Raw genomic sequence first — 17,411 nt, forward strand, 5'->3', positions numbered from 1 at the left:
GACGGTCAGGAGCGCTTCGCGGTACATACCCGCCAGCCGTCCTGACGCTGCGTCTCAAACCGCCAGCCCTGGCGATCGCTCTGCGAGATCCCGTCTATGAAGGCTGAGAGGATGAGGACAACTTCAACGTTGGCGCGGTCACCCTGCTGCTGAATCTTGAAATCTTCCCAGCTTGTTGAGATCTTCGTGTCGAAGCGGCGCTCCCGCGCTACAAGATCATCACGAAGGAGTCGTAGATCGTCGATATCGACACCGTTGTGGCAGGCGAATTCACCTGCTCTCGTGTCGTTGCGGTCCGCAAGGAATGCCTGAATGTAATTGGCCACCACGACGTCCGGGGCGCTGCGGTCCGGCGCTGTGGCGCGGTCGTACAGCACGTAGCCGGTCACCGCGCCACTCACGCAGAGCAGCGCCAGCACCCCCGCGACCACGGTGAGCACGGTGCGTGTCCGGCGGGGCGGCTGCTCCGGCGCCGGCATGACGGCAGGGGGCGCCAACTGCTCCGGCGGGGTCCGCTGCGCCGGTACGCGGGAGACCTGGGAACCGGCGGGGGGCTGCACTGATTCCACCCCTTGAGGCTATCGGCTGCCCGCCGCGTACCCAATGCCCCAGATCCACCGATCGTGGCGAACCGCCGGGGTGGACGCCGCCCGGCGCGGACCTCGGTGGGACCGTACCGGGCGACCATTCCGGCGCAGCGCCGGGCGACATCCCGGAGGTGCGCCGCCGGCTGGGATACGGTCTGTGCCCGGGGAGGAAATGTCGGCCTCGGGAAGAGAGGTGGACGTGGTGGCCGGTCCGAAGACACGTACGAACCGGGCCGCCGCCCTGCACCGGCGGGCCGCCGCCACCGCCGCCGCGGCCGCCGGCGTGCTCGACGAGACCCGCCCGGCCCCCGCCGACCAGCGCCGGCAGTACGAGCTGGCGGACCGGCTGCGTACCGCGGCGGCGCTGCTGGCGCCGGGCTGGGCCGGCGCCCCGCTGGACAGCCTGCCGCCGGACACCCCGGCCGGTGAGGAGAATCCGCCCTTCGTCCGGGTCGGCACCGCCGCGCCGCTGGACGACGCCCGTTTCCCCGCGCTGGTGCCGCTGCTCGGCACCGGCCACCTGACCCTCGACGTCGACGCCCGGGAGCCACGGGCGGTCGGCCTGCTCCGGGCCGTACTGCTGCGGCTGCTGGCCGCGACGCCGGCCGGCTGCCTGCTGGTGCGAGCGGTGGACGGCGCCGGCGCGGGCGACACCTTCGCGCCCTTCGCGGCGCTGGCCGACGCGGGCCTGCTGCCGCCGCCGGCGGTGGACGTGGCCGGACTGCGGGCGGTGCTCACCGAGGCCGAGCAGTGGGTCTCCCCCGGCACCGGCCGGCCCCGCCGGCACGACCGGACGCTGCTGCTGGTGATCGCCGGGCTGCCGGAGCTGACCGGGCCGAGCGACCTGGCCCGGATCGAGGCGCTGGCCGCCCAGGGCCGACCGGCCGGCCTGCACCTGGTGGTCGCCGGCTGGCCCCCGCCCGGCCCGTACGCGGCCCGCCCGCCGCTGCCGGAGGCCACCCGGCTGGAGCTACGGACCGCGTACGCGCTGCTCGGCGATCCGCCGGGCAGCCCGTTGAGCGGGCCGGGCGGTGACGGGCCGAGCGGTCTGAACTCCCCGGTCTTCGTGGACGAGGACCCGGGGCCGGACCTGGTCGGGGCGGTCTGCCGGCGGCTGGCCGAGCAGGTGGAGGCCGGTTCCCGGCTCGACCTGGCCGAGTTGCTGCCGCCGCCGGAGGAGCCGCTCTGGCAGGCCGGCTCGGCCGGCGGGCTCGCCACGACGGTGGGCGACGCGAACGGGCGGCCGGTGACCGTCGGCTTCACCGAGCTGACCCCGCACTGGCTGGTCAGCGGCCGCTCCGAGGCCGGCCGGTCGGCGTTCCTCACCAACGCGCTGCTCGGCCTCGCCGCCCGGTACGGCCCGGACGAGCTGGTCCTGTACCTGGTGAACCTCGGCGACGGCGAGTCCTTCGTGGAGTTCCTGCAGACCGAGCGGGACCGCTCCTGGGTGCCGCAGGTCCGGGCCGCCGCGATGGCCGCCGACCCGGAGTACGTGCGGGACCTGTTCGACCAGTTGGCGGCGGAGACCCGCCGGCGGGAGGAGGCGGGCGCCCGGGCCGGTGGGCAGCGCTACGCGGAGCTGCGGGAGCACCAGTCGCTGCCCCGGATCGTCTGCGTGATCGACAACTTCCCGCTGCTGCTGGCGGCCCGGGATCCGGTCGCCGCCGACGTGCTGGCCCGGCTGGACGGGCTGGCCCGGGCCGGGCGCGCGTACGGGATCCACCTGGTGCTGGCCGGCGCGGGCGACCTGGGCATCGGTGCGGGGCCGGCGCCGCGGGACTCGGTGCTGGGCCAGTTCCCGGTGCGGGTGGCGCTCTCCGGCGGTGGCGCGGTGCTCGCGCCGGCCAACGATGCCGCGGCGGGCCTGGCGGTGGGCAGCGCGGTGGTCAACACGGCGGGCGGGCTCGGTGGCCCGCGCGGCGCCATCCGGGGTCACGAGCGGCTGGTCCGCTTCCCCGACCCGCACGACGCCCCGGAGACGGTCGAGCGGCTGCGGCACCGGCTCTTCGCGGCCCGCCCGGAGGGGACGATCCCGCCGGTGGTCTTCGCCGGCTGGGCCCGGCCGCTGCTGGGCAACGACCCCCGGCTGCGGGCCGCCCTGGCCGGCCGGGTCGGTGGGCCGGCCGCCCTGCTCGGCCGGGCGGTGGACGTGGCCCGGACGACGGTCGCCGTACCGCTCGGCCCGGTCGCCGGGCGCAATCTCGCCGTCCTCGGGGCGGGTGCGGGGGCGGCCGGGTTGCTGGCGAACGCCGCGCGGAGCACGGCCGCCCACCATCCGCCGGGCACCGCCCGGTTCGTGCTCGCGCCGCTGGCCGAGGGGTCCGCGCCGCTGGCCGCCGGGTTGGCGGCCGAGCTGGCGCAGCGGCAGCGGGCGGAGACGGTCGACGCGGCGGGCCTGCTGGCCGCGATGGACGGCGACGGGCCCGCGTACCTGGTGGTGTTCGGGGTGGACCGGGCGACGGCGGAGGAGTTGCCGGTGGAGCGGCTGCGCGCGCTGCTGCGTGAGGGTCCGCCGACCGGCACGCACCTGCTGGGCTGGTGGCGGACGGTGCCGCCGTTCGCGGCGCTGCTGGAGCCGGACGGCCAGGTGGACAAGCTGGCCGCCGTCGCGGCGGTGGACGTGCCAGGGGCGATGCTCGGTGCGGTCTTCGGCCGCCCGGTGGAGTGGCGGCCCCGCCCCGGCCGGGTGGTGCTCTGGGACGGTCCGGGCGAGCGGGGCACGGTGCTGGTGCCGTTCGCCGACGGGGAGGAGCCGGCATGAGCGAACGCGACGAGCGGGCCGGCGGGGTGGGCGTCGACGAGGCGGCCCCGGCGGCAACGGCCCGGCAGCGGATCGGTGTCGGCGTGGCGGCCCCGGCGACGACGGCCCGGCAGCGGGTCGGTGACAAGCCGGTGGGCACGGTCGACGCCGCGTGGACGGACTACCTCGCCGCCGCCCGGCAGCTGGACGGGGTGCGCCGCGCTGCGGCGACCGCCGCCGCCGAGCAGGCGCGGGCGGTGGAGGCTGCCCGGGAGGAGCTGGCCGAGGTGCACGCCCGGTTGGCACCGCAGCAGGCCGGGTTGCGGGAGCTGGGCGTACCGGCGATCTCGCTGACCCCGACGCCGCCGGAGCTGACCGAGGCGGCCCGGCAGATGGTCGGCGGTCCGGCGGCGGTGCTGGCCGCGTTGCGGGTGGCCCGCGGCTGGGCGGATGCGGCCGACGCGACGCTGGCCGCGCGGGGCCCGCTGCGACCGGCGGCCTGGCCGCCCCGGGCCCGCAACCTGCTGGTGTACGGCCCGCTGGCGCTGCTGGTGCCGGTGGTCCAGCTGGTCGTCCTCGCGGTCGCCGGGACGGGTACGGCGAGCCTCGTGGCGCTGGTCGTCGGGCTGCCGATGCCGGCGGTCGCGTTCGGCACTGGCTGGGTGGCGGTGGGTCGGCTCTTCCCGCCGCGTTCGAACCAGCGGCTGGATCGGACACCCCGGCTGGGGGCGCTGACCTGCCTGGTGCCCGCGGTGGTGACGGCGAGCGCGGTCATGCTGGCGATGCTGGCCGGCTGAGCCCTGCCGTCGACGCAACGCCGTGCCGCCCGGGTGGGGGCGACGCGGCCGGCCAGGATGGTACGGGTCAGCGCGGGATGATCAGGGCCATCGCCTCGGCCCGCGACTTCGCGTCGTGCTGGAGGGTGCCCCGCACGGCCGAGGTGATGGTCTGGGCGCCGCTCTTCTGGATGCCGCGCATCGCCATGCACATGTGCTCGCATTCGAGCACCACGACGACGCCGCGCGGCGCCAGCTTGCTCATCAGCAGGTCGGCGATCTGCGAGGTGAGCCGCTCCTGCACCTGCGGGCGGCGGGCGAAGACCTCGACCAGCCGGGCCAGCTTGGACAGGCCGGTGATCCGGCCGTCCGGGCCGGGAATGTAGCCGATGTGCGCGCTGCCCCTAAACGGCAGCAGGTGGTGCTCGCAGAGGCTCATCACATCGATGTGCCGGACGAGCACCAACTCCTCGTGGTTGGCCTCGAAGGTGGTGCTGAGCACCTGGGCCGGGTCGACCCGGAGGCCGGCGAAGAGCTCCGCGTACGCCCGGGCCACCCGGGCCGGGGTCTGCTGGAGTCCGTCCCGGTCGGGGTCCTCCCCGACCGCGATGAGGATCTCGCGGACCGCCTTCTCGATCCGGCCGAGGTCCATGGTGTCCTCGACCGGGCGGCCGGTCAGCTTGCCGCTGATCAGCCGGGCGGCGACGTAGTCCAGCGCCTCGTCGCCGTCGGGCTCGGTCGACGAGGCGGCCAGCCCCGAGTCCTCGGGACTGGCCGCGGCGTCCGTGTTCAGTGGGTACCGTCCGAGTTGTTCGAGCCGCCGACGGACGCGCCGTCGGCCTGGGCCTGCGCCTTGAGCTTGTCCTTCTCGGCCGGGGTGAGCACCGGGGGCTCGGTGGAGGGTTGACGCTTGCCGAAGCCGTTGTAGGGGGCCATCGGCGGGCGCTTCGCCACCCGGACGCAGATCCGGGCCATGTCGGCGGTGGAGAGGGTCTCCTTCTCCATCAGCTCCAGGACGATGTTGTCCAGGACGTCCCGGTACTCCACCAGGATCTCCCAGGCCTCGTCGTGGGCCACCTCGATCAGGGCCCGCATCTCGCCGTCGATCTCGGCCGCCACCACGTCGGAGTAGTCCCGCTCGTGGCCCATGTTGCGGCCGAGGAACGGCTCGTCGCCGCTGGTGCCGTACTTGATCGCACCGAGCTTGGAGCTCATGCCGTACTGGGTGATCATCGCGCGGGCCAGCTGGGTGGCCTTCTCGATGTCGTTGCCGGCGCCGGTGGTCGGCTCGTGGAAGACCAGCTCCTCGGCGGCCCGGCCACCCAGCGCGTACGCCAGGGTGTCGACCATCTCGGCGCGGGTCTGGGTGTACTTGTCCTCGGTGGGCAGCACCAGGGTGTGGCCCAGCGAGCGGCCGCGGGACAGGATCGTCACCTTGTGCACCGGCGCGGCGTGCGGCAGCGCCCAGGCGACCAGCGCGTGGCCGCCCTCGTGGTACGCGGTGATCTTCTTCTCCTGGTCGCTCATCACCCGGGTCCGCCGCTGCGGACCGGCGATCACCCGGTCGATCGACTCCTCCAGGGAGTCGTTGGTGATCGCCCGCTGGTCCTTGCGGGCGGTGAGCAGCGCGGACTCGTTGATCACGTTGGCCAGGTCGGCGCCGCTGAAGCCGGGGGTACGCCGGGCCACCGCGTCGAGGTCGACGTCGGGGGTGAACGGCTTGCCCTTGGCGTGCACCCGCAGGATCGCCTTGCGGCCCTCCATGTCGGGGGCGTCCACCGGGATCTGCCGGTCGAAGCGGCCCGGGCGCAGCAGCGCCGGGTCGAGGATGTCCGGCCGGTTGGTGGCGGCGATCAGGATGACCCCGCCCTTGGTGTCGAAGCCGTCCATCTCGACGAGCAGCTGGTTGAGGGTCTGCTCGCGCTCGTCGTGGCCACCGCCCATGCCGGCGCCGCGGTGCCGGCCGACCGCGTCGATCTCGTCGACGAAGACGATCGCCGGGGCGTTCGCCTTGGCCTGCTCGAAGAGGTCGCGGACCCGGCTGGCGCCGACACCGACGAACATCTCCACGAAGTCGGAACCGGAGATCGAGTAGAACGGCACCCCGGCCTCGCCGGCCACCGCGCGGGCGAGCAGCGTCTTACCGGTACCGGGCGGGCCGAAGAGCAGCACGCCCTTCGGGATCTTGGCACCCAGGGCCTGGTACTTCGCCGGGTTCTGCAGGAAGTCCTTGATCTCGTGCAGCTCCTCGACGGCCTCCTCGGCCCCGGCCACGTCCGCGAACGTGGTCTTCGGCGTGTCCTTGGTGATCATCTTCGCCTTGGACTTGCCGAAGTTGAGCACCCGGGAGCCGCCGCCCTGCATCTGCGACATGAAGAAGATCAGCAGGAGCACCAGCAGGACGATCGGGAGCAGGTTGACCAGCAGGCTCACCCAGATGCTGTCGGACGACACCTTGGCATCGGCCGGGCCGGTGACCCGGTTGGCCGCCTTGGCGTCCAGGACCTCGTTCCAGACCTGGTTGCCGACCTGGTACGGGAACTGGGCCTCGATGCGGTCGGTCGTGGTGTCGCCGAACTTGGTCTTCTCGGCCAGGTTGAGCTGGAGCGTCTGCTCCTTGTCCTGGAAGACGACCTTGTCGATCTTGGCGGTGTGGAGCTGGTCGAGCGCAACGGAAGTGTCCACCCGGTGGTAGCTGGGACCAGCGGTGAACAGCTGACTGAGCAAAACGGCGCCGAGGATGACCAGGATGATCCAGACCACCGGTCGACGGAAGAAACGCGTACGTTCCATACTGTTGTCGAGCGCCGAGGCGCCCGCATCCTCCTGATCGACGTCCTGACCGTCTGAATGGTGTCGCCGCCTTGGCGGCGCCGGGCCGCCGTGCGGGCCGGCTCGGCCCCGAGGCGCGAACTGCCGCACCGCGGTCATTCGACGGTACACCGTGTGCGCCAGGAGTGAGCTTGCGAGCCCAGCACTTACGCGGACGGCGAACCGGGGTTTCAGCCGGCGTGGCGGGAGCTCCGCATCCGGCCGCCCGACCGCCGGTCAACCACGGGTCGAGGGGTCGGGCGTGGAGAGTGCCTCCGCGCCACCGGCACCCACGGTAGTCCGATTCGCTGAGAGCCCGCTGAACGTCTGCTCAATGGACGCCGAACCGAGCAGCTTTCGGCCAGGTCGGGCGGCGGGCTAGGCCCGGGCGTAGACCTCCGGCTTGAGCACGCCGACGTAGGGCAGCTCGCGGTAGCGCTCGCCGAAGTCGAGGCCGTAGCCGACCACGAACTCGGTCGGGATGTCGAAGCCGACGTACTTCACCGGGACGGGGACCTTCACCGCGTCCGGCTTGCGGAACAGGGCGACCACCTCGACGCTGGCCGCCGAGCGGGACTCCAGGTAGCGCAGCAGCCAGGAGAGGGTCAGCCCGGAGTCGACGATGTCCTCGACCACGACCACGTGCCGGCCGGCGATGTCCCGGTCCAGGTCCTTGAGGATGCGGACCACGCCGGAGGAGGTGGTGCCCTGGCCGTACGAGGAGATGGCCATGAAGTCCAGCTCGGCGGGGGGCCCGTGCCGGCCGAGCGCCCGGGAGAAGTCGGCCATGAACATGACCGCGCCCTTGAGCACGCAGACGAGCAGGAGCCCGTCTTCGACGTGTGCGTAGTCCGCGGAGACCTGCTTGGCCAGTTCCGCGGTCTTCTCACGGATCTGCGCCTCGGAGATGATCACGTGGTCGATGTCGGCGTCGTACCAGGAGCCGTCAGCCATGACTCATAGCCTGCCGTACGCCGACTGGCCCCCGTCGGCGGGGCCGCCCCTTTTGGCGCGGTCCCGCCGTGGATTTTCCCGGCAATACTGGGCAATTGTCTCAGCAGGTGCGGGACCGCCAGCGGCGGCCCTGCTCGGTCGGCTTCCAGTCGGCCGAGTCGCGGCTGTCGGCGGTGAGGCCGGTGACCGAGGCGACGGCCAGGCCGACGAGGAAGAGCAGTAGCAGCAGGAATTCCATGGCGGCGCTCGCTTTCGCGGGTATTGGACTGTTTTCGCCGCCGGTGCGCACCGGACTGGAACCAGTTTCCGCCCGTCGCACGCGCCCGGACAGTGGCAGGAATGCCACGCCCCCTCGATTTCCTGCCATCGCTGGGGTTACCCTCGTCACATGCTCCGTTCGGTCGCCGTCGTCGCACTCGACCAGGTCGCCGCGTTCGAGCTCGGCGTGCTCGCCGAGGTCTTCGGCACCGACCGGACGGCGGACGGCTTCCCCGGCTACCGGTTCGCCGTCTGCACCGCCGACGGCGGCCCCGTCCGCACCGCCTCCGGCTTCGGGCTGACCCCGCACGCCGACCTCGGCCCCGTCGAGGAGGCCGACCTGGTCGCCGTGCCGGCGCACGCCCAGGGGTGCGCGGTGCCCGAGCCGGTGCTGGACGCGCTGCGCCGGGCCGCCGACCGGGGGGCGTACCTGTTCAGTGTCTGCTCGGGCGCCTTCGTGCTGGGCGCCGCCGGGCTGCTCGACGGCCGCGAGTGCACCACCCACTGGCGGTACGTCGACGAGCTGCAACGCCGCCACCCGGCGGCCCGGGTCCGGTGCAACTCGCTCTACGTCGCCGACGGGCCGGTGCTCACCAGCGCCGGCACCGCCGCCGGCATCGACGCCTGCCTGCACCTCGTCCGGCAGGAGCACGGCTCCGCCACCGCCACCCGGCTGGCCCGCCGGATGGTCGTCCCGCCGCACCGCGACGGCGGCCAGTCCCAGTACGTCGAGGCGCCGATCCCGGTCACGCCGGAGGCTCCCACGCTCGAGCCGGTGCTGAGCTGGCTGATGGGGCACCTGCGCCAGCCGATCACGGTGGACGAGCTGGCCGCCCGGGCCGGCATGTCGGCACGGACCTTCGCCCGCCGGTTCCGGGCCGAGACCGGCACCACCCCGCACGACTGGCTCACCAACCAGCGGGTGCTGCTGGCCCGGCGCCTGCTTGAGGAGACCCACCTGAGCGTGGAGACCGTCGCCGACCGGGCCGGTTTCGGCGACGCCGCCGCGCTACGCCACCACTTCACCCGCCGCGTCGGCACCACCCCGCACGCCTACCGCACCACCTTCCGCGACCGCGCCACCGCCCACTGACGCCCGCCCCGACGAGTCCGGACGCGGCCAGGGCCTCCCGGGCCAGCAGGCACGACGGTGAGGCAGACCGGACGGCACCACCGCAACCACCGCAGATGACCCCACCCGCCGGCGCGGACCCACCAGCCCGACCCGGGAGGGTTTCGCCGGAGCCCGACCCGCGCAGGGATCAAGCCTGACCGCCCGGAGCGGGTCGGGCTCCGGCGAAACCCCACCGCGACAACGACGAACCGAAAGAGTCAGAACCCGACAGCGGCTCCGTCGACCCGCGACTCCGACCCCACCACGTACCCACCGGAGGAAGCCCGCCAGAGCGCCTGCCCGTACCCGAACACGGAGGACTCCGCAGCGACGGCCACCTCGTGCCCCCGGGCGCGCAACCCCGCGACCAGGCCGGGCACCGCCGCCAGCGCCGGCTCGACCAGCAGGGTGCGGCCGGCGTGCCAGTACCAGCGGGGGGCGTCCAGCGCGGCCTGCGGGTCGAGGCCGGCGTCGAGGGTGGCGCAGACCAGCTGGACGTGCCCCTGCGGCTGCATGTGCCCGCCCATCACGCCGAACGGCCCGACCGGCGCGCCGTCGCGGGTCAGGAAGCCCGGGATGATGGTGTGGAAGGGCCGCTTGGCCGGCCCGACCACGTTCGGGTGCGCCGGGTCGAGGCGGAAGCCGAGGCCCCGGTTCTGCAGCGCGAAGCCGTGCCCGGGCAGCACCACCCGGGAGCCGAACGCCAGGTAGCCGGACTGGATCAGGCTGACCATCATTCCGCCCGCGTCGGCGGTGCACAGGTAGACGGTGCCGCCCCGCTCCGGGTCGCCGGCCACCGGGTCGCCGGCCCGGTCAGTGACCAGGGCCCGGCGGATCGCCGCGTAGCCGGGGTCGAGCAGGGCGGCGGTCGGCACCGGGGCCCGCTCCGGGTCGGCCACGTGGGCGTGGGCGTCGGCGAAGCCGAGCTTGACCGCCTCGACCTGGCGGTGCAGCCGTTCCCCGGCGTCGAGCGCGGCCAGGTCCGTGCCGTCCAGGATGTGCAGCGCGAGCAGGGCGGCGATCCCCTGCCCGCTGGGCGGCAGTTCCCAGACGTCGTGCCCCCGGTACCGGGCGCTGACCGGGTCCACCCAGGTGGAGGTGTGCCGGGCCAGGTCGTCGCCGGTGAGCAGGCCGCCCGTGCGGGCGGCGTGCGCGTCGAGCGCGGCGGCGATCCCACCCCGGTAGAAGTCCTCCGCGCCGGTCTCGGCGATCCGCCGCAGGGTGCGGGCCGCGTCCGGGTTGCGCCACCGCTCGCCGGGGCGCGGCGCCCGCCCGTCGACGGTGAAGACCCGGTCGAACTCGGCGTACTCCTCGCCGACCGGGTCGACCCGCGCGGCGAGCGCCCGGGCCCAGGTGGCGGCGGCGCCGGTGGCGACCGGGTAGCCGTGCTCGGCGTACCCGACGGCGTCGGTGAAGAGCTCCGCGAAGGGCAGCGACCCGAAACTGTCGTGCAGGTCCCGCCAGCCGGCCGGCGCGCCCGGCACGGTCACCGGCAGCCAGCCCCGGGCCGGCATCGCCGGGCCGCGCGCCTGCCCGCCCCCGAGCGCGTCGACCGGCGTCGCCGCGCGCCGCCCGGTCGCGGTGAGCACCACCTCCCGGGTCAACGCGGCCGGGGACCGGCCGGAGGCGTTCAACCCGTGCAGCCGCTCACCGTCCCAGACGATCGCGAACAGGTCGCCGCCGATGTCGTTGGAGGGCGGCTGGACCACGGTGAGCGCGATCGCCGCGGCCAGCGCGGCGTCGACGGCGTTGCCGCCGCGCCGCAGCACGGCCAGACCCGCGGCCGCCGCGAGCGGCTGGCTGGTCGCGACGGCACCGTTCGGGGCGAAGAGCGGCTGTCGGGGGTACGTCATCCGCCCTGTCTACCGCCTCCGGCGGCTCCCGGGGAGAACCGGCGACGCCCCCTCATGATCGGAGAGCGAAAACCGACCCGACAGGCCGCCAGCTCCGCCGGAAAACGCCACCCGCTCATGGCTCCCCGCTCAACCGACGGTTACGCGTCTCAGCCGGGGCCCCCGGTCGAGCGGGAGCAGGCGGCCGGCGCTACGGGCCACCCGCAGCCCGCCGGGCAGGTGCGTCGGGCCCTGCCCGCGCCAGTCGGTGACCAACGCGTCCAGCGCGGCCACGTGCCGGTGCGACAGCGCGGCCGGCGACGCGCCCAGTTCACGGGCCCAGGCGTGCAGCACCCGGGTCCGCACCGCCGGGGCCAGCGCGGCCAGGGCCGCCACCGAGAGCCCACCGCCGACCACCCGCACCCCGGCCGAGTCGGCGAGCGCGCCGGTGGCCAGGTCGTCCAGCGCGGCGGTGTCGGCGGCCACCAGCCGGGCGGTCCGGGCCAGGTTGTCCAGCACCCCCGGGCCGAGCGCCCGCAGCAACACCGGCAGCACGTCGGTGCGTACCCGGGCGCGGGCGTACGAGGGGTCGGCGTTGTGCGGGTCCTCCCACGGGGTCAGCCCGAGCGCGGCGCACGCCTTGCGGGTCTCGTCCCGGGTGACGTCGAGCAGCGGGCGCAGCAGCGGCACCCCTTCCAGCTCGCGGCGCTCGGGCATGCCGGCCAGTCCGCGTGGTCCGGCGCCCCGGGCCAGCGCGAGCAGCACCGTCTCGGCCTGGTCGTCACGGGTGTGCCCGACCAGCAGCCCGGTCGCGCCGTGCCGCCGGGCGGCGTCGGCCAGCGCCTGGTAGCGGGCCTCGCGGGCGGCCGCCTCCGGGCCGCCGGGCCGCCCGGCCACGGTCACCGGCACCGCCTCGACCGGGTCCAGGCCGGCGTCGACGGCCCACCGGGCCACCGCCTCGGCCCGCCCGGCGGAGCCCTCCTGCAGCCCGTGGTCCACGGTCACCAGGCCGGCCCGCCGGCCGAGCCGGGGCGCCACGAAGGCGGCCGCGGCGGCCAGGGCGAGCGAGTCGGCCCCGCCGGAGCAGGCCACCAGCACCGGCCCGTCGGGCGGCAGCCCGGTCAGCGCGCGGCGGACCGCGGCCCGGATCGCGGCGACCGGCGGGGCGAGGGCGGCCACGGCCGTCCGTTCAGCCGGCGGTCGGGGTGGCGCCGGCCGGCCCGTGCACCCGGGCCACCCAGGCGTCCGGGTCGCCCAGCTCGTCGAGCCGGGGCAGGGTCAGCGGGGAACCGAAGATCTTGTTGAAGCCGTCCATGCCGACCCGCTCGACCACGCCGTGCACGAACTTGCGGCCCTCGGCGTACTGGCGCATCTTGACGTCGACGCCGAGCAGCCGGCGGATCGCCTTCTCCAGCGGGTTGCCGGCCTCGCGGCGCCGGTTGAACGCCGCCCGGATCCGTTCGACACTGGGGATGACCTGCGGGCCGACGCCGTCCATCACGAACTCGGCGTGCCCCTCCAGCAGGGTCATCAGCGCGGTGAGCCGGTCCAGCACGGCCCGCTGCGCCGGGGTCTGCACGATGTCCAGCACGCTGGTGCGGCTCTCCGGGTCCTTGACCGCGTCGGAGAGGGTGGCCACGCCGCGGCGCAGCCGCTCCAGCAGGTGCTCACTGCCCTGCGAGGCGTCGACAAAGGCGTTCACCTCGCCGAGGAAGTACGCCCGCATCCAGGGCACCGAGGTGAACTGGGTCCGGTGGGTGACCTCGTGCAGGCAGACCCAGAGCCGGAAGTCGCGCGGGTCCGCCTGCAGCTTGCGCTCCACCTCGACGATGTTCGGCGCGACCAGCAGCAGCTGGCCGGGGTCGGCGGAGAAGACCTCGTACTGGCCGAGGACCCGGCCGGAGAGATAGGCGAGCACCGTGCCGGCCTGCACCCCGGTCAGCCGGGAACCGACCGCCTCGGTGAGCGGGCCGGGCCGCTTGTCACCGGTGAGCCGGCTGACCAGCGGGGTGATCACCTCGCGCAGGCCGGCGATGTTGGCGGCCGCCCAGTCCCGACGGTCCACCACCCGCACCGGCGGGTGCGTCACCTGCGAGCGCAGCCCGGTGTGGTCGGCGACGTGCCCGGCCGCCTCCTCGGTGAGCCGACGCAGGTCGACGACCACCTCGGTGGCCTCGGCGTACGACACCCGGGGGCCCGACTTGCCCAGCGCCCCCGCGGTCGCGGCGGCCAGATCCCAGTCCACGAACTGCGCCATGCACCCACCGTACCCGCGCCGGAACACCCCGGCCCGACGCGCGAGCAGGGGGTCCGGCGGCCGGGTCAGCGGCAGCCGCAACCGGCCAGGGCGCCGGCGATCCGGTCGAGGGCCTGGCGGGGGACGTCCGGATCGCCGGCCGGGGCCCGGTCGGTGAGCACCGCGAAGGTGAGCAGCCGGCCCTCGGCCGTGGTGACCAGCCCGGCGATGGCGTGCACCCCGGTCAGGGTGCCGGTCTTGGCACGCACCACCCCGGCTCCGGCCGCGGTCGCGGTGGCCCGGTAACGGTCGCCCAGGGTCCCGGACCAGGCGCCGACCGGCAGGCCGCCGAAGATGGCGCCCAGTTCCGGGTGGTCGCCCTTGCCGGCGAGCGCGATCAGGTCGGTCAGCAGGGATGGACTGATCCGGTTGTTCCGGGAGAGCCCGCTGGCGTCGGAGAGGCTGATCTCGTCAGCCGGCAGGCCCAGCTCGCCAATGACCGTGTCCATCGCCGCCGCCCCGCCGGCGAAACTGGCCGGCTGGTTGCGGGCCAGCGCCACCTGCCGGGCCAGGGCCTCGGCGATCACGTTGTCGCTGTCGCTGATCATGATGTCGACGAGCCGGATCATCGGCAGCGACTCGACCTTGCCCAGCTCGGTGCCGGGCGCCGGGGCACCGGCGGCCGCGGCGCCGCCGGCCGCGGGGGCGGTACCCTTGCCGACCTGGGCGTCGCCGCCCAGCCCGAGGAGCCGGGCGAAGGCACGGCCGGCAGAAAGGTCGGGCTGCGGGAAGCGCTCGGCCGCGCCGTGGGTGTCGTCGAAGGTCTTCCGGGCCGCCGCCGGGTCGCGGCGCGCGGCGTCGGTCATCAGCGCGGTGATCGCCGCGCCGTAGCCGCCGGTCGGGATGTCGTCGTCCCAGCCGGGGCCGTGCACCGGGCCGGGGAAGAGCGACGAGTCGACGGTGACCTTCGTCGGCGCGGTGCCACCGAGCGCCTGCTTCACCTGCTTGGCCAGCGTGTCGAGGCGGGCCGCGTTGGGGTAGAAGCCGTCGCCGTCGACCGCCAGGGTCGGGTCGCCGCCGCCGACGAGCACCACCTCGCCGGGGGTCGCCCCGGCCACCGCCCGGGTGGGGATCCGGTAGCCGGGGCCCCGGGCCTCCAGCACGGTCACCCCGGTCGCCAGCTTGGTCACCGAGGCCGGCACGGTGCCGTCGTCGCCGCCCTTGGCGTAGAGGGACTGCCCGGTGGCCACGTCGGCCACCGACAGGTTCACCCGGCTGCCCAGGGCGGCGGCCCCGACCAGCGGCTCCAGCGCGGCGCGTACCCCCGCGGGGGTGGGCTGCGGGGCGTTGGCGTCCGGGCCGGCGAGCACCGGCGACGGGTCGGGCTCCGGGGCGCGGGCGGAGGCCGCCGGCGCGGCCTCGTCGCCGAGCAAACCGGCGACCGGCCCGGGACGGACCACCACCGCGACCGCGGCCAGCCCGAGCAGCAGCACGGTGGCGAGCACCGCGACCGGCAGCAGCCGGCGCCGCCGGCGCGGCGGGGGCAGCGCCCCGGCGCCCGCCGGCGGCGAAGAAATCGGGCCGGCCGGCGGCGACACGGGCGCGGTCGCGCGGGGTTGACCCGACCCGGCGGCCGGGGCGTCCCAGGACGACGGCGGGACCCGGGCCGACCCGGCGGCCGGCGGCGGCCCGTACGGCACCCGGGCGGAGCCGGCGGCAGGGCGGTCGGACGGATTCGGCTCGGGGAACCGGCCGCCGTTGCGGGGGTCGCCCGGCCAGGCCGGCGGGGCCTGCCCCGGGTGCCCGACGCCCGGCCCGGACGGCGCCGGAGAACGGTCCGACGGGTGCACCCCGGGCACCGGAAAGCGTCCGCTCGCGGATCCGCCGGACCCGCGTCCGTCAACCCCCTCCGGGCGGTAGTGTGAATCTTCCCTCCCCACGACCCCCTCCTCCCGCCTTCCGAACCAGCCTGGGTGACACTACTTCGGTCAGAAGACTATGCGGCGTCCGGAGCCGGTGGGTGGCCATTCACCCGTACCGGGGGCGTCTGTGGTTCCGTTCAGCCAGCGTGGGCAGACGAGGGAGCGTGGGAGATGGATTTCGACGTCACGGTTGAGATCCCGAAGGGTCACCGCAACAAGTACGAGGTGGACCACGTGACCGGCCGGATCCGGCTGGACCGCACCCTCTTCACGTCGACCCAGTACCCGGCCGACTACGGCTTCATCGAGGGCACCCTCGGCGAGGACGGCGACCCGCTGGACGCGCTGGTGCTCGTCCCCGAGCCGACCTTCCCAGGTTGCCTGATCCGCTGCCGCACCATCGGCATGTTCCGGATGACGGACGAGAAGGGCGGCGACGACAAGGTCCTCTGCGTGCCCTACGAGGACCCACGCCAGGAGCACCTGCGCGACATCCACCACCTGGGCGAGTTCGACCGGCTGGAGATCCAGCACTTCTTCGAGGTTTACAAGGACCTGGAGCCGGGCAAGTCGGTCGAGGGCGCGACCTGGGTCGGCCGGGTCGAGGCCGAGGCCGAGATCCGCGCGTCGTACCAGCGGGCCAAGGAGGCCGAGGAGCGCGGCGACACCGCGCACTGACCAGCACGTCGACGAAGGGCCCGGGATCACTCCCGGGCCCTTCGTCGACTTCTCAGCCCAGCAGGCCCCGGGCGACTTCGTAGAGGCCCAGCACCGCGCAGGCCACCGGCACGACGGAGACCACCAGCGCCGTGTCGGTCAGGTCGGCCACCCGACCGAGGTACGGCGACACCGGCCGCCGGGCGTACGTGGTGCCGGCCGCCACGGCGGTGAGCGCGACCAGCAGCCCGCCCACGGTCAGCGTCAGCAGCCCGGCGGCACCGGCCCCGGCGGCCAGCACCACGCCGAGCACCGCGAACCCGGCCAGCCCGGCCAGCACCGGCGGCACCCGGTGGCGCACCGCCACGAAGAGCCGGGAGCGCAGCAGCAGCACCGCCGAGACGACCGCGACCAGCAGCCGCCCGGCCAGCCCGCCGGTGACGCCGAGCACCAGCGCGGCGCCGAGCACCAGGCCGGCGTGCCCGATCAGCATCCCGGTCAGCATCTCCTCGGTCCGGGCCACCGCCGCGTGCACCCGGGCCCGGTCGGGCAGGTCCCGGACGCCGTCGGGGCCACCGGTCGGGCCGGCGGGCAGGGTGATCGGCGGCAGCGGCATCTTGCCGAGCCGGATCGCCAGCAGCGGCAGCCCGCCGAGGGCGAAGACCAGCACGCAGAGCAGCACCGCCGCGGTGCCGGCCGGACCGAGCAGGAACCCGCCGAGGGCGGCCGGCGCGCCGACCGCGCCGACCGTCGCGCCGGCCACGAAGACCCGTAGCCGGGTGGCGGTGCCGAGCAGACCGAGCACCGCCACCAGCAGCAGCGCCACCGCGCCGGCCAGCAGTTCGGGGGCGCCCAGCCAGGGCAGCGGCCGGAACGGGCCGACCGGGTCGCCGGAGCTGACCGCGAGGGCGCCGGCCGCGGCGGCGTACGGCAGGGCGTACCCGCCGAGGGTCGCGCCGGTGGGGCCGTCCCCGTACGCCCGGGAGGCGACCGTGCCGGCGAGCGCGAGCAGCAGCGCGACGGTGACCGCGAGGGGCCAGCCGGCGCGGTGCTGCGGCCCGCCGGCCAGGACGGCGACCAGCCCGACGGCGAGGGGCACGCCCGCGCCGGCGAGCGTGGCGGCCCGGGTGGCGGCGGGTGACCAGGCGCTGCCGCGTCGGCGGGCGCCGTCGGCGATCGCCTCGACCACGTCGTCGTACTCCAGCTCGGGCCAGTCGGCGTGGGCCGGGACGAGGTGCAGCACCTCGCCGTCGCGCACCCCCTGGGGCAGCAGCGCCTGCGCGGTCGCCAGCACCGCGCCGTCGGTGCGGCGCAGCACCCAGCCGCCGTGCCGCTCGCCGTCGTCGGCCAGCCCCTCGCCGGCGTGCCGCAGCACCTCGGGCAGCAGCTCGGCGAGGGGAACCTGCTCCGGCAGGGCCACGTCGACGCGTCGTTGCGGAGCGCTGATGGTGACCCTGGCCAGCCCGGTGGTCATCGACTGATCTCCATATCGAGCGGGAGCGGTGGCTGACGGACGACAGGACT

14 protein-coding genes are annotated in these 17,411 nt (G+C 75.2%); 4 read left to right on the top strand and 10 right to left on the bottom strand.

Features of this window, described 5'->3' with window-relative positions; all coding sequences use genetic code 11:
* Positions 1–5: 5 nt before the first annotated feature.
* Positions 6–560, bottom strand: coding sequence for a hypothetical protein (locus AB0I41_RS04490; protein ID WP_357102095.1), 555 nt, complete (start codon positions 558–560; stop codon positions 6–8).
* Between the two features lie 220 nt (positions 561–780).
* Here AB0I41_RS04490 and AB0I41_RS04495 point away from each other — a divergent pair, with 220 nt between their 5' ends.
* Positions 781–3,348 (top strand): FtsK/SpoIIIE domain-containing protein, encoded by a 2,568-nt coding sequence (locus AB0I41_RS04495; RefSeq protein WP_357102097.1) that lies wholly within the window; start codon positions 781–783, stop codon positions 3,346–3,348.
* Positions 3,345–4,124, top strand: a complete 780-nt coding sequence (locus tag AB0I41_RS04500) for a hypothetical protein (protein ID WP_357101765.1) — start codon at positions 3,345–3,347, stop codon at positions 4,122–4,124. Before AB0I41_RS04495 ends, AB0I41_RS04500 begins: the two co-directional genes overlap by 4 nt.
* Positions 4,125–4,191: 67 nt before the next feature.
* On the opposite strand, the gene folE is transcribed toward AB0I41_RS04500, so the two are convergent.
* The 4 genes from folE to AB0I41_RS04520 all read right to left on the bottom strand — a co-directional run bounded on the left by folE (position 4,192) and on the right by AB0I41_RS04520 (position 8,106).
* Positions 4,192–4,857: a GTP cyclohydrolase I FolE gene (gene folE, locus AB0I41_RS04505; protein ID WP_357102099.1), complete on the bottom strand. Its 666-nt coding sequence runs from the start codon at positions 4,855–4,857 to the stop codon at positions 4,192–4,194.
* A gap of 35 nt (positions 4,858–4,892) precedes the next feature.
* Complete coding sequence (ftsH, locus tag AB0I41_RS04510; RefSeq protein WP_357101767.1) at positions 4,893–6,896, bottom strand: ATP-dependent zinc metalloprotease FtsH; 2,004 nt, start codon at positions 6,894–6,896, stop codon at positions 4,893–4,895.
* A 396-nt stretch (positions 6,897–7,292) separates the two neighbouring features.
* A complete protein-coding gene (gene hpt / locus AB0I41_RS04515; RefSeq protein WP_357101769.1) occupies positions 7,293–7,868 on the bottom strand; it encodes a hypoxanthine phosphoribosyltransferase in 576 nt (191 codons plus the stop codon).
* 100 nt (positions 7,869–7,968) lie between these two features.
* Positions 7,969–8,106, bottom strand: a complete 138-nt coding sequence (locus AB0I41_RS04520; RefSeq protein WP_357101771.1) for a hypothetical protein — start codon at positions 8,104–8,106, stop codon at positions 7,969–7,971.
* Between the two features lie 150 nt (positions 8,107–8,256).
* On the opposite strand from AB0I41_RS04520, the gene AB0I41_RS04525 reads away from it, so the two are divergent.
* Positions 8,257–9,219, top strand: a complete 963-nt coding sequence (locus tag AB0I41_RS04525; RefSeq protein ID WP_357101773.1) for a helix-turn-helix domain-containing protein — start codon at positions 8,257–8,259, stop codon at positions 9,217–9,219.
* 239 nt (positions 9,220–9,458) lie between these two features.
* On the opposite strand, the gene AB0I41_RS04530 is transcribed toward AB0I41_RS04525, so the two are convergent.
* The 4 genes from AB0I41_RS04530 to dacB form a co-directional block, all read right to left on the bottom strand.
* Positions 9,459–11,093: a gamma-glutamyltransferase family protein gene (locus AB0I41_RS04530; protein ID WP_357101775.1), complete on the bottom strand. Its 1,635-nt coding sequence runs from the start codon at positions 11,091–11,093 to the stop codon at positions 9,459–9,461.
* A 129-nt stretch (positions 11,094–11,222) separates the two neighbouring features.
* Positions 11,223–12,251: a tRNA lysidine(34) synthetase TilS gene (tilS, locus tag AB0I41_RS04535; RefSeq protein ID WP_357101777.1), complete on the bottom strand. Its 1,029-nt coding sequence runs from the start codon at positions 12,249–12,251 to the stop codon at positions 11,223–11,225.
* A gap of 10 nt (positions 12,252–12,261) precedes the next feature.
* Positions 12,262–13,329 carry a zinc-dependent metalloprotease gene (locus AB0I41_RS04540; protein WP_357101779.1) on the bottom strand — a complete coding sequence of 356 codons (1,068 nt, stop codon included), beginning with the start codon at positions 13,327–13,329 and terminating at the stop codon, positions 12,262–12,264.
* 65 nt (positions 13,330–13,394) lie between these two features.
* Positions 13,395–14,885, bottom strand: coding sequence for a D-alanyl-D-alanine carboxypeptidase/D-alanyl-D-alanine-endopeptidase (gene dacB, locus AB0I41_RS04545; RefSeq protein WP_357102101.1), 1,491 nt, complete (start codon positions 14,883–14,885; stop codon positions 13,395–13,397).
* Positions 14,886–15,401: 516 nt separating this feature from the next.
* Between dacB and AB0I41_RS04550 the strand changes: the two genes are divergently transcribed.
* Positions 15,402–15,908, top strand: a complete 507-nt coding sequence (locus AB0I41_RS04550) for an inorganic diphosphatase (RefSeq protein WP_357101781.1) — start codon at positions 15,402–15,404, stop codon at positions 15,906–15,908.
* Positions 15,909–15,960: 52 nt separating this feature from the next.
* Here AB0I41_RS04550 and eccD read toward each other — a convergent pair whose 3' ends face one another.
* Positions 15,961–17,361 carry a type VII secretion integral membrane protein EccD gene (gene eccD, locus AB0I41_RS04555; RefSeq protein ID WP_357101783.1) on the bottom strand — a complete coding sequence of 467 codons (1,401 nt, stop codon included), beginning with the start codon at positions 17,359–17,361 and terminating at the stop codon, positions 15,961–15,963.
* Positions 17,362–17,411 lie beyond the last annotated feature (50 nt).

The sequence above is a fragment of the Micromonospora sp. NPDC050200 genome, from assembly GCF_040656135.1.
In the GTDB taxonomy this organism is placed as follows: Bacteria; Actinomycetota; Actinomycetes; order Mycobacteriales; family Micromonosporaceae; genus Micromonospora.

Bases quoted from the DNA above. Each gene is read 5' to 3' on its own strand.
- eccD (WP_357101783.1), bottom strand. From the start codon at position 17,361: ATGACCACCGGGCTGGCCAGGGTCACCATCAGCGCTCCGCAACGACGC.
- AB0I41_RS04550 (WP_357101781.1), top strand. From the start codon at position 15,402: ATGGATTTCGACGTCACGGTTGAGATCCCGAAGGGTCACCGCAACAAG.
- AB0I41_RS04520 (WP_357101771.1), bottom strand. From the start codon at position 8,106: ATGGAATTCCTGCTGCTACTGCTCTTCCTCGTCGGCCTGGCCGTCGCC.
- AB0I41_RS04530 (WP_357101775.1), bottom strand. From the start codon at position 11,093: ATGACGTACCCCCGACAGCCGCTCTTCGCCCCGAACGGTGCCGTCGCG.
- AB0I41_RS04500 (WP_357101765.1), top strand. From the start codon at position 3,345: ATGAGCGAACGCGACGAGCGGGCCGGCGGGGTGGGCGTCGACGAGGCG.
- AB0I41_RS04540 (WP_357101779.1), bottom strand. From the start codon at position 13,329: ATGGCGCAGTTCGTGGACTGGGATCTGGCCGCCGCGACCGCGGGGGCG.
- ftsH (WP_357101767.1), bottom strand. From the start codon at position 6,896: ATGGAACGTACGCGTTTCTTCCGTCGACCGGTGGTCTGGATCATCCTG.
- hpt (WP_357101769.1), bottom strand. From the start codon at position 7,868: ATGGCTGACGGCTCCTGGTACGACGCCGACATCGACCACGTGATCATC.
- AB0I41_RS04525 (WP_357101773.1), top strand. From the start codon at position 8,257: ATGCTCCGTTCGGTCGCCGTCGTCGCACTCGACCAGGTCGCCGCGTTC.